This is a genomic window from Micromonospora coerulea (assembly GCF_016598485.1).
Classification (GTDB): Bacteria; Actinomycetota; Actinomycetes; order Mycobacteriales; family Micromonosporaceae; genus Micromonospora; species Micromonospora coerulea.
This window is the reverse complement of record NZ_JAEMUW010000018.1, coordinates 141,522-154,985: the sequence shown is the minus strand read 5'-3', so window position 1 is coordinate 154,985 and position 13,464 is coordinate 141,522. Positions and strand designations below refer to the sequence as shown.

Here is a 13,464-nt window from a genome sequence, read left to right as displayed (position 1 = left end):
TCTAACGGCAACCCCGCGACCGACGCCAGCTCGCCGACGCGGCCGGCGTGCCCTCCCCTACCCCGCGCGGGCTCGTGACCGCGCGGCCCGGCCGGCTGCCGGCCCACCACACCACCGGTCAAACGGTCTGTCATTCTGCGGCGGCCCTCCGGGCTTCCCCGCTCTCCGCGCCAGCCGCCGGGCGTCAGGCGTGACGGCCGCAGAGCGACAGCGGAAGCGGCCGGCGCGCGCCCAGGCGGCGGCGCGTGCGGCCCGCTCAGGGCCGCCTTGAAGACGTACAGAAACTTTGAACAACACGCCGACAGCCGGCCTGTCGGGTCTCAGGACGTCCGTGACAGAGGAGTCTCGGAACGTGGGTGACACTTCCGGCTAGCGGGGCGGTGACGGCGGTTCGGGTGGGCGTCCTCGGGCGCGGGCTGTATCGGATAGGGCGATCGCGGCCAGGACGAGAGCAGCGGCGATGGCGATCACCAGCCGCGGCGCTCGGATCATCGCGGGTGAGATTGCGGCGAGCACGAGGACGCCGATCAGCCGGTTGCGGGACACGCGGGCGAAGACCGCGTACTCGAAGATGCCGCGCCCGGCCAGGAACAGCGCGGGTCCGCCGAGGATCATGGCGATCCAGATCGGCTCTGCGTGTCCGAACGGGTGGTCGAGGACGTGATCGACGCAATTGGCGGTGATGACGATGCCGGCCACCATGATCGGGTGGGAGTAGGTCGCCGCGATGCTGAGGCGGAGCGGATCGGGGGCGGCTGCGATGGCTTCCTCCAGCAGCTGCCCAGCGCGGTAGATATAGATTCGCCACAACAGCACGGTGGTAGTGAAATACACCAAGGCTGCAACGCTGTGCTCGGCCCCGAAGCCACTGGTGCCGAACGCCAGACCCGTGACCAGGATCAACTCGCCGAGCGCAATGATGAAGAACTGCCGGAAGCGCTCGGCCAAGTGCTCGCCCAGGATCGCAAGCTCCGATCGCGAAAGGCGACCCAACCCCGGTGTGGGCAAGCGGAGTGCGGTCGCCGTGTAGTCGACGGCCACCGCGAGCGTCCACAGCGCCAGACGCGCCGTATCGTGCGCGACGGCTCCCGCGATCCATGGCACGGCGGACACGCCGTACCAGAAGAATTGCCGCAGGAAGGCGCGCTGCGCCTGGTGGCCGCGCAGCAGGAGCACGAGGACGACGCTGGCGCCAATCCGAATGGCGACGTACGCGCCCGCGAAGAATAGGCCTCGCTTGCCGAACGCCTCCGGCGTCGCGGCGGCCATCACCAGGATGCCAAACATGGACGCGATGACCAACAGCTGTATCGGCGGTCGTTGCGGATCGAACCTGTCGGTTGTCCCCGCAACGCGGGACCAGACCCACCACAGGGCCAGCAGCAACACCAGCGTCCGGAGGGTGCCGATCCACGTCAGATTCTGGAGCAGCCCCTGCGTGAGCCGGAAGAGCGCGAGGACGAACACCAGGTCGAAGAACAGTTCCAGGTACGTTGACTGCTGCGGCTGCCCGGGTCTCCGCAGCAGCCCGCCCGCCCTACTCGTCGCCATAGGCTCGCCCGCTTCTGCCGTTATTGTCGTTCTTGAAGCAGTCGTACCACGCTGCGGCTGTGGTGGATGCGGATGTGCTGCCGTGACCCGGGTCGAGTGGCGGCGTGCTGCAGGCTGGGAAGTGTCAGCCAGGTCCTGATACCGATCCGTCACGTAGGTCCTGAGACCGGACACGCCGGCAGCCGGCCTGTCCTCCGTCGACTGATGCGCAACACTCGTCCGCCGGCTGATCTGCGACACCTAGCGCGCGGATCGCGGCAGATCCGGATATCCGACCTTGATGACCGCGCGTCAGCGTTCTGCCTCCTTTACATACAGTGCACCATTGTGCAGGTACGCCGTCCACCTGTGCGCCCTGTCGAGCCAGGTCGGGTTCGCGTGCTCAAGGTCTACGCCAGTTGCATCGATGGGGAAGAGGCCACCGTCAACAGTCGGATAGAGGAGGCGTTGACCGGTGTGGCCTGGCCCGTATGATGGTCGCCATTCCGGATCTTGCCCCGGACACCCAGGCTGACCTGGGCAGACGCCTTCAAGATCATTCCGCGCATGTTCCGCGACCTACGACAAACGGCCGCATCCAATGGCCTATGGCTGCACACGCGAGTCAATCGAGCCCTGTGCGTATTGCCAGCTCAGGTGGCATTTTCGCTGATCTTTGAGGTGCCCCCGGCAGGATTCGAACCTGCGACACACGGTTTAGGAAACCGATGCTCTATCCCCTGAGCTACGAGGGCGCGAGGGCCCAGTCTAGCGACCGGCGCGTCGAGCCGGGGTGGCAGGGAGTGGCCTGTTCGCTCCCACGCTCCCTGCGCTGGCCCGGCCGGGCCACACCCGGCGGCGATCCCTCGTACCCTCCTCATGATCTTGGTCGTCCATCACGGTGCTGTCCACCCGGCACGGTCAGGTTCTTCTGATCAGGGGCGGGCACCTCGGCTTCCTGGAGTCCAAGTGCTCGTCGAGCAGACGCTCTCGGCCGATACCGCCGAGACGAGCACGATCGTGTCACTGCGGGCGGTTCTTCCCCGCTACCCGCCTCGGTTTCCCGACGATGGAGTCCACGAGTGACTACGAGAGTGAGGGGACGATCGACATGAGGCGTCAGCAGGACAGGAGACGGCAGGTCTGGCAGGCGGCGGCAATGTCGCTGACCGCGGCGGCGGTTGCGGCGGCCGTGGTGCGGGCCATGCGCCGGACTTCCGGCGACCAGGCGGGCAGCGAGAGCCCTGCCCTGCAGGATGCTGCATTCGGCGGGGGTGCCACGTACGCGTCGCCGCCCGGCGGGAGCACCGAGGCCGCCCGATCGGTAGCGGCCACCCGGTGAGGATGTCGACCGCCGGCCAGGACCGCAGCGAGGACGGCGCCACGTCGCGGTGACGAAGCGGCGGCTTCCCGGTGCGCCACGCGGTTGCCGCGCGTCGGTATTCATTCAAGGGGATGAACGTGGAGGTGAATAGGGATGGATGACGTGTCGAAGGGTGCCCGGCCAGCCGCCGGGGCTGGGGAAGAGGTTCCGGTCGCGCAGCTGGTCCAGCGTGCGATGGAGCAGATAACCCAGCTGGTGCGCGACGAGCTGACCCTGGCCCGTGCGGAGCTGACCGCGAAGGGTCGGCACGCCGGCGCCGGTGCCGCGATGTTCGCTAGCGCGGGCGGGGTGGCGGTCTACGGCGGGGCTGCCCTCGCCGCCACGGTCATTCTGATCCTCGCCGAAATCATGCCGGCGTGGGTGGCCGCGCTGGTGGTGGCGGTGATCCTGTTCGCCGTGGCCGGTCTGCTCGCGCTGTCAGGAAAGAAGCGGACCCAGCAGACCATGCCCCTCAAACCCGAGTCGACGCTTACCAGCGTGCGGGAAGACGTGGAATCGGTACGGCAGGCCGCGAAGGAGGGCAGGAAGCAATGACGGCGAACGGGAGCAGCGACCCGGACCGCGTTCGTGCGGACATCCAGAAGAGCCGGGATGACCTGGGCGCCACCGTGCAGGCGCTGGCAGCGAAGACGGATGTGAAGGCACGGAGTCAGGACAGGGCCACCGAGGTCAAGAGCCGGATCGAACAGGAGATGAAGGGAAGGACCCAGGAGACGCGAGCAAGGGCGGCAGGCGCCCTGCAAGGGGTCCGGGCAAGGACGGGCGCGAGTCTCGGCGGCGTGGCGCGGTCCGTGCGGCAGCGCGGGATGGCGCTCGGCCTGGGGACGACCCGGAGGGCGCCCGCCATCATCGGCACGATTTCCGGCAATGCGCCACATCAGGATGGATCCATCGCTGGTCGTGCCCGGCCGCGTGCGGTGGCCGCGGTGCGATCGACCATTCGCCGACGTCCTGCCATCGTCCTCGCCACGGCGGCGGCCGTTGCCGCGGTGGCGGTCGGTGCCGTCGTGGGACGTCAGGTCAGGCTGGGCCCCGGGTTCGCCATTCGACGCAGGTGCTGACGCGGGGGCGTCGCCAACCCGCGCCCGACGGAATCAGCCGCCGCCGCGCCGGATGGCCAGGCGGTGTGGGGAGCGGCTCGGACGTGGCGCCGCAGCGTCAGCGGATCGCCACGTCCGACCGCGGTTCACGGGCTGCGATGCCGTCCAGGTGGCGCAGTCCCTCCGCCCAGGAGCGACCCAGACTGGTCTCGTGGTAGTCGATGTCGTGTTCCGCGCAGAACCGCCGGATCAGTGGCCGGGCGCGGCGCAGGTTGGGGCACGGCATGCTCGGAAACAAATGGTGTTCGATCTGGTAGTTCAGGCCGCCGAGGGCGGTGTCGAGAAACCGCCCGCCGCGGACGTTGCGCGAGGTGCAGACCTGCCGCCGCAGGTAGTCGAGGTTGTTCTCGGTGCCGAGGATGGGCATGCCCTTGTGGTTGGGGGCAAAGGAGCAGCCGAGGTAGAGGCCCAGCACGGCCTGGTTGACGAGGATGAACGCGATCGCCTGCAGGGGGCTGAGCACCAGGAACACGGCGGCGAGGTAGCCGCCCAGGTGCAGGGCCAGCAGTCCGGCTTCGGCCGGTCGACGCGCGAGGCGGCGCCGGGTGAGTACCGCCCGCACGCTGAGGGCATGTAGGTGCAGGCCCTCCAGGAGCAGCAGCGGAAAGAAGAGGTACGCCTGGAGACGAACGAACACCGCGCCGAGGCCGCGCCGCCGCCGGGCCTGGTCGGTGGTGAAGGACAGGGGTGCCACGGTGATGTCGGGGTCCTTGCCTTCGGTGTTCGGGTGGGCGTGGTGCCGGTTGTGCTTGTCCACCCACCAGCCGTAGCTGATCCCGGTCAGCAGGTTGCCGTGCACCATGCCGATCAGGTCGTTCGCCCGGCGCGAGCGGGCTATCTGCCGGTGCCCGGCGTCATGGCCGACGAACCCGGCCTGCGCGATGACCACCGCGAGGGCCACCGCCACTGCGAGCTGCCACCACGACTCACCGAGTCGGGCGAAGAGGGCCCACAGGCCGGCGAAGGAACCGACGACGAGGCCGATCCGCACCGCGTAGTAGCCAATCCGCCGCTCGAGCAGACCCGCCGCGCGGACCTGACGGGACAGGTCGGCGTAGTCGCTGCCCCGCTGGTCGGCGCCGAGACCGGTGTCGCTCAAGATGACCCTCCCGCTGGTCCTGTGGCTGGTCGCTCGCCGGCCGACTCCCGCGTCACTCCCCCTTCATTTTTCGGCACTCGCCGAACCCGTGACGGTGGATTCGGTTGATTGCGCCGATCGCGGCCGCCTCAACCGGCATCATCCTTTTGGCTAGTAATTGGTCAAACTTTCGGGTAGCGTTCGCGCCATCACCCGACATGACGCGGCGGCGGGGCCCGTGGTCGTGGCCCTTGCGACAGCGCACCTGCCCGTACGTGCGCTCCGGCGGTAGCCGGTTCGGAGATCTTCCGGTCGATTCGATCGACGGGCACGTGCCGGAAGGACCATCTGATGGCCACCAACACCTTCGAGCCGACCGCCAACACCCGCTTCGGCCAGCGGACCAGCGAGCAGAGCGCCGACCGCGCCGAGGACCTGCTGGCCGCGCTGGCCGCCACCCCGGCCGACGACCCGCTCCAGCCGGCGTTGCGCGAACGCACCATCGAGGCGTGGTTGCCCCTGGCCCGCCACCTGGCGCGCCGCTACGCCGGACGTGGGGCCCAGGACGAGGACCTGGCCCAGACCGCCATGGTCGGGCTCATCAAGGCCGTCGACCACTTCGACCCCAGCCGGGGCGTCGACTTCACCGGGTACGCCATCCCGACCATCATCGGCGAGATCAAGCGGTACTTCCGCGACCGCACCCGGGCCGTGCGGGTGCCACGCCGCCTTCAGGAGCTGCGCCTATCGATCAGCGAGGCGAACAGCACGCTGACCCAGACGCTGGGTCGCTCGCCGAGCGTGGCCGACGTCGCGACCTACCTCGACGTGTCGGAGGAGACCGTCCTGGAGGGGCTGGAGGGGGCCCGGGCCTACCGGACGACCTCCCTGTCCACCCCCACCGGCGCCGACGGCAGCATGGAACTCGGTGACACCCTGGGCGCCGATGACCACGCCTTCGACCTCGTGGAGATTCGCGTCGCCCTCGGTCCGGCGCTGGCCACGCTGCCGGAGCGCGAGCGCAGGATCCTGAGCCTGCGCTTCCACGGCAACCTGACCCAGGCCCAGATCGCCGACCGGATCGGCGTCTCGCAGATGCACGTCTCCCGGCTGATCACCCGAGCGCTGGCCTCGCTGCGCCGTCACCTCTCCGGCGACCGCGAACTCGCCGAGGTCGGCAGCCGCTCCGTCCGCAACGCCTGATTCTTCCCACGCCGCCGCCTGGTCGCGGCCCAGGGACCGGAGTGGTGCGGGGGGGTGCGCCAGGGAACCGGTCCGAGCAGCGCCATCCTCAGGGGGACGGCTCGTCGGCCAGGTCGGCAGGATCGAGACGCAGGGTGGCGAGCAGCCCGGCGTGCTCAGCCGGGTTCACCCGCTCCGGCAGTTCGCGCTCGACCCAGTCGGCCCGGGCCAGCTGGCCGCGGTCGCGGAGGGCGGTAACGATCTTGTGCCTGGCGATCCTCATCGGGTACTCCCTGGTAAAGCCGTCCGGGACGGTGGCGCTCACGGAGGGCGGTGTGAACGCGCGGGTCGGTTCCCACCACCGGCTGTCGGGCGAACCCGAAGGCGCGGTGACCGGCAACTCCGTGGCCGGGACGTGGTCGGCCCTGAACCAGCACGACGAGCACGGTGGCGGCGATGGGGATGGCGATCGTTCAACGCCCCTTGTGGGCTGGTGGCGACGGCATCTGGCGACCACCGGGAACCCGGGCGACATGCTCACCGTACGCCCCCACCGCGTGGGTCTGCACCTGCACCGGTAGCCAGGCCTTCCGGAAACTGCCTGCACAGCGGTGCCGACGCAGGAGGCGTACCTGACGGTGTCGCACGAGGCCCGCGAGCATCCGCCTCCTCGGCGCGCTCGGGTCTGCGGCAGGCATGCCAGATGTGTGGATGGGGGCTTGGTGGTCCGGACGTGCGGGCCCCGCGCCGGTTCAGCGGTAGTGACCTAGGTCACTCGGAATGAACTTTCACCCGCCGGTCACGTCCGGAGCACCTGGATACCTCTCGCGTTCATCCAGGGAGAATGATGCGTTCAGTTCGCAAGATATCGGCGCTGGCACTGCTGGTGCTGGGCGTCTCGGCGGTGGCTCCGGGCGGTTCGCCGGCGTCGGCGCAGCCGCAGGCCGCCGCGAAGCCGGCGACCACACCCCCCGCGGTCGCGTCCAAGCCCCGGACGGTCACTCTGCTCACCGGCGACACCGTCCACCTCAGCACGGTGGACGGCCAGACGGCTGTCCAGGTCGTGCCGGGCAAGGGACGGGAACGGATCCCGTTCATCACTCACAGCGCCGGCGAGGACGTGCGGGTCATCCCCGCCGACGCCGTCGGCCTGCTCAACCGGGGCAAGCTCGACGAGCGGCTCTTCGACGTCTCGATGCTGGTCGGCTTCGGCTACGACGACACCCGGGCCACCCTGCCGCTCATCGTCAAGCACAGCGGCGCCGCCCCCGCCGGCCTCGCCGGTGCCCGGACCACCCGGAAGCTCTCCGGGGCGAGCGCTGTCGCGGAGAGCCGCGCGGACGCGGTGTCCTTCTGGAACAACGTCACTTCCGCCGCGAGTGGCACCGAGCGGCAACTGCGGGCCGGGTTCGACAAGATCTGGCTCGACGGGCTGCGCCGCCCCACCCTCGACGTCAGCGTCCCGCTGACCGGCGCGCCGCAGGCCTGGCAGGCCGGCTGGACGGGAACGGGGGTGAAGGTCGGCGTGATCGACACCGGCATCGACCAGACGCACCCCGACCTGGCCGACCGCGTCGCCGCCGCGGAGAACTTCACCTCGGACCCGGACACCCTTGACCGGGTCGGCCACGGCACCCACGTCGCCTCCACCATCGCCGGCACCGCGGCCGCGTCGCAGGGCCGTTACAAGGGCATGGCGCCCGGCGCGACCCTCTACAGCGCCAAGGTCTGCGTCGAAGAGGGCTGCCCGGAGTCGGCGATCCTGGCCGGCATGACCTGGGCGGCGCAGCAGGGCGTCAAGGTCGCCAACATGAGCCTCGGCGGACCGGACAGCCCGGAGACCGACCCGATCGAGGCGGCCGTGGCCGACCTCACCCACCGCTACGGCGTGCTCTTCGTCGTCGCCGCGGGCAACAGCGGCGAGGCCGGCGAGTCCACCGTGAACTCGCCCGGCAGCGTGACCGAGGCGCTGACCGTGGGCGCCGTGACCAAGACGGGATGGCTGGCCTCGTTCTCGAGCCGTGGTCCGCGCGCGAGCGACGCCGGCATCAAGCCGGACATCACCGCGCCCGGCGTCGGCATCCTCGCCGCCCGCAGCTCGACCTCCGGCCTAGAGCCGTACTACGAGAACCCGCAGTACACCAGCCTCAACGGCACCTCGATGGCCACGCCGCACGTGGCCGGCGCAGCGGCGATCCTGGCCCAGCAGCACCCGGACTGGTCGCCTGAGCAGATCAAGTCCACGCTGATGGCAGCCGCGCAGCCGAACGCCGCGACCGGCGTCTACGAGCAGGGCGCGGGCTTCGTCAACGTGAGCCGGGCGATCCAGCAGACCGTCACGACGAGCCCGGTGAGCGTCGCCTTCGACCGGACCGCCACCGCGCAGCAGCGCACGATCACGTACGCGAACAGCGGCTCCTCCGCCCTCACTCTGGCTGTGTCTCTCGACGCCAAAGACGCCGACGGCGCCCCGGCGCCGGCCGGCCTCTTCAGCCTCAGCGCCTCCTCGGTGACGGTCCCGGCCGGCGGCACGGCCACCGTGACCGTCAGCGTGCAGGCCGGAGCCGACCTGCCCGACCGCTACTTCGGCGGTGAGGTGACCGCCACCGGCGGCGACGTGCAGGTGCAGACCCCGGTCGCGCTCGACATCGCCCGCAGCGAGCTGACCCTCAAGCTCGTCGGGCCGGACGGCGGAGCGCCCACGCCCGAGCAGGGCTGGGTGACCATCCTGACCGACCTGGACCGGAATGGCATCCTGGTCTTCGACAACCCCGCGGTCACCAAGCACCGGATCCGTCCGGGCCGTTACCTGGTCCAGACCTATCTGTTGACCGGCGACCCGTACCTCCCGGACGTCGCTTCGCTGATGCGCCCGAGCCTCGACCTGACCACGGACCAGGCGCTCACCATGGACGCCCGCCTGGCGAAGCCGATCGCGGTGTCGGTGCCGAACCCGAAGGCCACCGCGGTTCATCAGGAGTTCGGCTGGACGATCCGGATTGAGCAGCCGCAGATCTGGGGCAGCAACGACCCGTTCGGCGTGCTGATGGGCATCCCCTTCGACCACCTGCGAACGGCGCAGATCGGGGCCGGCGAGACGACCGGCTTCGTCTCCTACGTGAACGGGATGTGGGGCCAGGTGCGCCAGGGCAGCCTGCACAACAGCCCGTACGTCTACCGGGTCTACCTCTATGAGCCGGAGAAGATGATGACCGGGCTGACCCGCAAGCTGGGCGCGGACGACTTCGCCACGGTCAACTCGCAGATCAGCGCGGACGTGGCCGGCGTGCCGGTTGCGCGGACCGCGGTCGCGCACGCGCCCGGCAACTCGCCGATCTACCGGGACGAGCGCAACGTCCCGCCGAGCTTCAGCTACGACGTGCCGAGCACCATCACGGAGTACTACAACCAGGACAAGCAGGCGGTGTGGCAGTCGACCTCGTCCCAGCTGAGGTACACGTACTACCAGTCGGCGTGGACCAGCTTCCAGCCCGGGCGCACGTACAACGTGAAGTGGGCCAACGCGGTGGCCGGGCCGGTCTTCCCGGAGCCGAACTTCGGCCAGCAGTTTGCCACCCGGTACTGGGGCGACCTGATCGGCGGGCCGGGGCCGCTGCACGGCGACGGCACCGGGCACATGGGCTTCCGGCATGTCCGCGGCGGTAGCGTCGAGGTGAACCTCTACCGCAACGGGGTCAAGGTCGGCGACGCGAACCAGGTGCCCTGGGTGTGGGAGGTGCCTGCGGAGCCGGGTGACTACCGATTGGCCGCGACCTTCCGCAGCGACCCGGCGTTCACCCTGTCGACGGTGGTCGACGCGGAGTGGACCTTCAAGTCCGGGCACGTGGGCGACGGCGAACTGGTGAAGCTGCCGATGACGGCGATCCGGTACACCCCGGAGCTCAACATCAACAACCGGGCGCCGGCCAACCGGCTGTTCGCGATCCCGGTCTCGCTCGACCGTCAGGTCGGGGCGGAACCGGGCCAGACCAGCGCCTTGACCGTCGAGGCATCCTTCGACGACGGCAAGACCTGGCGGCAGCTGACCGTGCAGCGGTCCGGCGAGCAGGCCGTCGCCTGGGTGCACAACCCGGCCGGCACCGGCTTCGTCTCGCTACGGGCCGCCGCGACGGACACCAGTGGTAACACGGTCAAGCAGACCGTCATCCGCGCCTACCGGTACTGAGGGTGGGCCCCGGACGCGGCGCCGACCGGCGCCGCGTCCGGGTCACCGGTGCCAGAGCAGCCGGTCGCGGATCCGCCGGGCCATCGGCGAGTCCGTCCCGTCGAGTTCGGCGAGGGCCTCGCTCCACGCCTGCCCGGCCAGGGCCGGGTCGCCGTTGGCGGAGTGGAAGTCGCCGATGGAGACCAGCACCTCCGCGGTGTGGTGGGTGGCCCGGGCGGCGCGGAAGATGTCGATCGCCTGCTGCCAGGTGGCCATCGCGTGCGGCAGGTCGTCGATCATCGAGTACGTGTGCGCCAGCCAGGCCTGGGTGGTACCCACTCCGTGCAGGTCGCCGAGGGCCTCGAACTGCCGCCGCGCCTCGACGAACATGCCCAGCGCCTCGGCGTGCCGGCCGAGCCAGCCCTGTGCCCGGGCGATGGCGAGCAGGGCGTTGGTGGCGCCCCGCACATTGCCCTCGGCGCGAAAGAGCGCCCGCGCGGCCTCGGCATGCCGGATCGCCTCGTGGTAGCGCCTCTGGTCCAGCCGGATCTCGGCGATGTTGTTCTCCACGTGGCCCTGCTCGGTGCGCCGGCCGAGTCGGTCGAAAAGCGCCCGGGCGTGCTGCAGGTGCGACAGCCCGCGGTCCAGATCGGCCAGGAAGTAGCAGGCGCCGGCGAGGCTGCGGTGCAGCAGAGCCTGGGCGGCGGGGTCGTCCCCGGTCGCGGCGAGGCCGGTGCTCACCGTTGCCGCCCACTGCTTGAACTGCGCGGTGTCCTGGAAGAAGTTCTGCAGGGCCAACGCGATCTGCCAGGCCGTGCGAGGCCGGCCGCGCTCCTTGGCCTGCGCGACGATGTCGGTCAGCACCCGCTGCTCGGCGGTGAACCAGGCCATTGCGTCGGCCCGGCTGGTGAAGCCGCGCCCGGTGACCCCGCGCTCGGACGGCTCCGGCTCCGGCAGCGGCACCTGCGGCAGTAAGGGCAGATGTGCCGCGTACGCACTGAGCAGGTAATAGTCGTAGACCCGCTCGATGGCAGCGTCCCGCTCGGCGGCGTCGTCGTGCTCCTCCCCGAGCTCCACGGCATAGGCGCGCAGCAGGTCATGCATCCGCCACCGGCCGTCGGCGGGCTGGACCAGCAGCTGCGCCCCGAGCTCGGCGAGCAGCCCGCGGGCGGAGCGCAGGGACAGGCCGCCCAGGGCGGCCGCCGCTTCCGTGCTCACCTCCCCGGCCGGGTGCAAGGGCAGCAGCCGGAAGAGCCGGGCTGCCTCGGGAGTCACGGCCCGGTAGGACCAGGAGAAGATCGCCGCCAGATCGGCGTCTGCGTCCCCGAAGCCGGCCAGCCGGCCGTCGGCCTCGGCCAGCTCACCGGCGACCGCGGGCAGGCTGAGCCCGGGCCGGCCGACGCTACGGGTGGCGACCAGCGCCAGGGCCAGCGGCAGCCGGCCGCACCGCGCGATGATCTCGTCGACGGCGGCCGGGTCGGCGGCCGCCGCGTCGCCGAGCCGGCGGGTGAGCAGCTCGCGGGCCTCGGCGCCGGTCAGCAGGTCGAGGTGCAGCGGGTGGGCGCCCCCCGGGCCGGCCACGCCGGTGATCCGGCGGCGGCTGGTGGCGATGACGAGACTGCCGCCGGTGCCGGGCAGCAGGTGCCGGATCTGGTCCCAGTCGCGGCAGTTGTCGAGCAGGATCAGCATCCGGCGCTCGGCCAGGATGCTGCGGTAGACACCGGCCTGGGCGTGCAGCTCGGCCGGGATGGCAGCCGCCGCGACCCCGAGGGACCGCAGGAAGCCGCGCAGCGCCTCCGCCGGTGTCATCACCGAGTCGCCGGAGTCGAAACCGCGCAGGTCCGCGTGCAACTGCCCGTCGGGGTAGCGGTCGGCCAGCTGATGGGCCAGGTGCACCGCGAGGGTGGTCTTCCCGACGCCGGGCATTCCGTCGATGACCAGTGCGGTGGCCCGCCGGTCTCCGGCCAGCAGCTCCTCCGCGGCGGCCAGGACGCCGCGGCGGCCGGTGAAGTAGGGGTGGTCGGCCGGCAACTGCGCCGGCGGCTCGGCCCGGGTCGACTGCGACAACTCCAGCTCGGCTGGCGGCCATAATTCGGCCTCCGCGCCGCCAGGTGGCGCTCCGGGCCGAATGAAGGCCGGTCTGACGCCGCGCCGCGACCTGGAGCCGGCGGCCGGGGCGTCGTGGTCGAGCAGGCTGTCCCGGGCCGCGCGCAGTTCGCCGCCCGGCTGGATGCCCAGCTCGTCGGCGAGCCGATGCTCGATGTCGGCATAGGCCGCGAGGGCCTCGGCCCGCCGGCCGTCCGCGGCGAGCGCGAGCAGCAGCCGCGCCTGCAGTGCCTCGTCCAGCGGCTCGTATTCGGCGGCCAGCCGGATCGCGGGCAGCACCGCGTGGACGCACCCGGCCCGCAAGGCGGCGTCGGTCGCCGCCCGGGCGGCCGCGAACCGCTCGCCGTCGACGGCGACGAACTCCGGATGGGCCCGGCCGCCGGTTTGCAGGCCCGAGGCGCACCGGTCGCGCCACAGCGCCAGCGCCTCCCGGTAGAGCTCGACGGCCGGCTCGCCGGAGCTGCCAGCGGCCTGGGCGACCAGGCGCCGGAAACGCAGCAGGTCGAGCGACTCCCCGTCGATCCGTAGCCGGTATTCGGCGCCGTCGCGGATCAGCACCGAGCCCGCTGCCCGCGTCGGCAGGCCCGGCTCGAAGCGCCGCCGGAGCATCCCGACGTGCCGGTGCACCACATTGACCGCGCTGGATGGGGGGTCGGACTCCCAGAGCAGGTCGACGAGCTCGGCGACGCTGACCGCGCCGCCGGCCCGGGCGAGCAGCAACGCCAGGATCAGTCGCTGCTGCCGGGTACCCAGGTCGATTTCGGACCGGCCGCGCCAGGCCCGCACCGGGCCGAGAAGGGCGAAAGAGAGCGGGCTCGTCATCTTGAAGCGATCCATGAACGGCTGGTTGCCACGATCGCCATAGCATCACAGGGCCCGCGCCGCGAGTTGGGCGCACGTTGCGGCAATGTGAGATTCG

9 protein-coding genes and 1 tRNA gene are annotated in these 13,464 nt (G+C 70.9%); 5 read left to right on the top strand and 5 right to left on the bottom strand.

The features are described 5' to 3' along the window. Positions 1-369: 369 nt before the first annotated feature. Positions 370-1,551, bottom strand: coding sequence for a low temperature requirement protein A (locus I8N68_RS22870; RefSeq protein ID WP_200213817.1), 1,182 nt, complete (start codon positions 1,549-1,551; stop codon positions 370-372). 661 nt (positions 1,552-2,212) lie between these two features. Beyond that, positions 2,213-2,285: transfer RNA gene (locus I8N68_RS22865), tRNA-Arg, on the bottom strand. Positions 2,286-3,007: 722 nt separating this feature from the next. Here I8N68_RS22865 and I8N68_RS22860 point away from each other — a divergent pair. After that, positions 3,008-3,448 (top strand): phage holin family protein, encoded by a 441-nt coding sequence (locus I8N68_RS22860; RefSeq protein ID WP_200213815.1) that lies wholly within the window; start codon positions 3,008-3,010, stop codon positions 3,446-3,448. Beyond that, positions 3,445-3,975: a DUF3618 domain-containing protein gene (locus tag I8N68_RS22855; protein WP_200213813.1), complete on the top strand. Its 531-nt coding sequence runs from the start codon at positions 3,445-3,447 to the stop codon at positions 3,973-3,975. The genes I8N68_RS22860 and I8N68_RS22855 overlap by 4 nt, the downstream gene beginning before the upstream one ends. A gap of 97 nt (positions 3,976-4,072) precedes the next feature. Here the strand turns inward: I8N68_RS22855 and I8N68_RS22850 are convergent, their stop codons facing one another. Then, positions 4,073-5,113: a fatty acid desaturase family protein gene (locus I8N68_RS22850; protein ID WP_234040381.1), complete on the bottom strand. Its 1,041-nt coding sequence runs from the start codon at positions 5,111-5,113 to the stop codon at positions 4,073-4,075. A 330-nt stretch (positions 5,114-5,443) separates the two neighbouring features. On the opposite strand from I8N68_RS22850, the gene I8N68_RS22845 reads away from it, so the two are divergent. Next, positions 5,444-6,295, top strand: a complete 852-nt coding sequence (locus tag I8N68_RS22845) for a SigB/SigF/SigG family RNA polymerase sigma factor (RefSeq protein ID WP_200213811.1) — start codon at positions 5,444-5,446, stop codon at positions 6,293-6,295. 88 nt (positions 6,296-6,383) lie between these two features. Here the strand turns inward: I8N68_RS22845 and I8N68_RS22840 are convergent, their stop codons facing one another. Next, on the bottom strand, positions 6,384-6,557 hold the full coding sequence (locus tag I8N68_RS22840; protein ID WP_200213809.1) for a hypothetical protein: 174 nt from the start codon (positions 6,555-6,557) through the stop codon (positions 6,384-6,386). 52 nt (positions 6,558-6,609) lie between these two features. Between I8N68_RS22840 and I8N68_RS22835 the strand changes: the two genes are divergently transcribed. Together I8N68_RS22835 and I8N68_RS22830 are read left to right on the top strand one after the other, a co-directional pair. Next, positions 6,610-6,855, top strand: a complete 246-nt coding sequence (locus I8N68_RS22835) for a hypothetical protein (RefSeq protein WP_200213807.1) — start codon at positions 6,610-6,612, stop codon at positions 6,853-6,855. Positions 6,856-7,121: 266 nt separating this feature from the next. Beyond that, complete coding sequence (locus I8N68_RS22830; RefSeq protein WP_200213804.1) at positions 7,122-10,460, top strand: S8 family peptidase; 3,339 nt, start codon at positions 7,122-7,124, stop codon at positions 10,458-10,460. Positions 10,461-10,502: 42 nt separating this feature from the next. Here I8N68_RS22830 and I8N68_RS22825 read toward each other — a convergent pair whose 3' ends face one another. Next, positions 10,503-13,382 carry an AfsR/SARP family transcriptional regulator gene (locus I8N68_RS22825; RefSeq protein ID WP_200213796.1) on the bottom strand — a complete coding sequence of 960 codons (2,880 nt, stop codon included), beginning with the start codon at positions 13,380-13,382 and terminating at the stop codon, positions 10,503-10,505. Positions 13,383-13,464 lie beyond the last annotated feature (82 nt).

What these genes read in the sequence shown, in the direction of transcription:
- I8N68_RS22855 (WP_200213813.1), top strand. Translation starts at nt 3,445, where the DNA reads ATGACGGCGAACGGGAGCAGCGACCCGGACCGCGTTCGTGCGGACATC.
- I8N68_RS22845 (WP_200213811.1), top strand. Translation starts at nt 5,444, where the DNA reads ATGGCCACCAACACCTTCGAGCCGACCGCCAACACCCGCTTCGGCCAG.
- I8N68_RS22830 (WP_200213804.1), top strand. Translation starts at nt 7,122, where the DNA reads ATGCGTTCAGTTCGCAAGATATCGGCGCTGGCACTGCTGGTGCTGGGC.
- I8N68_RS22840 (WP_200213809.1), bottom strand. Translation starts at nt 6,557, where the DNA reads ATGAGGATCGCCAGGCACAAGATCGTTACCGCCCTCCGCGACCGCGGC.
- I8N68_RS22870 (WP_200213817.1), bottom strand. Translation starts at nt 1,551, where the DNA reads ATGGCGACGAGTAGGGCGGGCGGGCTGCTGCGGAGACCCGGGCAGCCG.
- I8N68_RS22860 (WP_200213815.1), top strand. Translation starts at nt 3,008, where the DNA reads ATGGATGACGTGTCGAAGGGTGCCCGGCCAGCCGCCGGGGCTGGGGAA.
- I8N68_RS22825 (WP_200213796.1), bottom strand. Translation starts at nt 13,382, where the DNA reads ATGGATCGCTTCAAGATGACGAGCCCGCTCTCTTTCGCCCTTCTCGGC.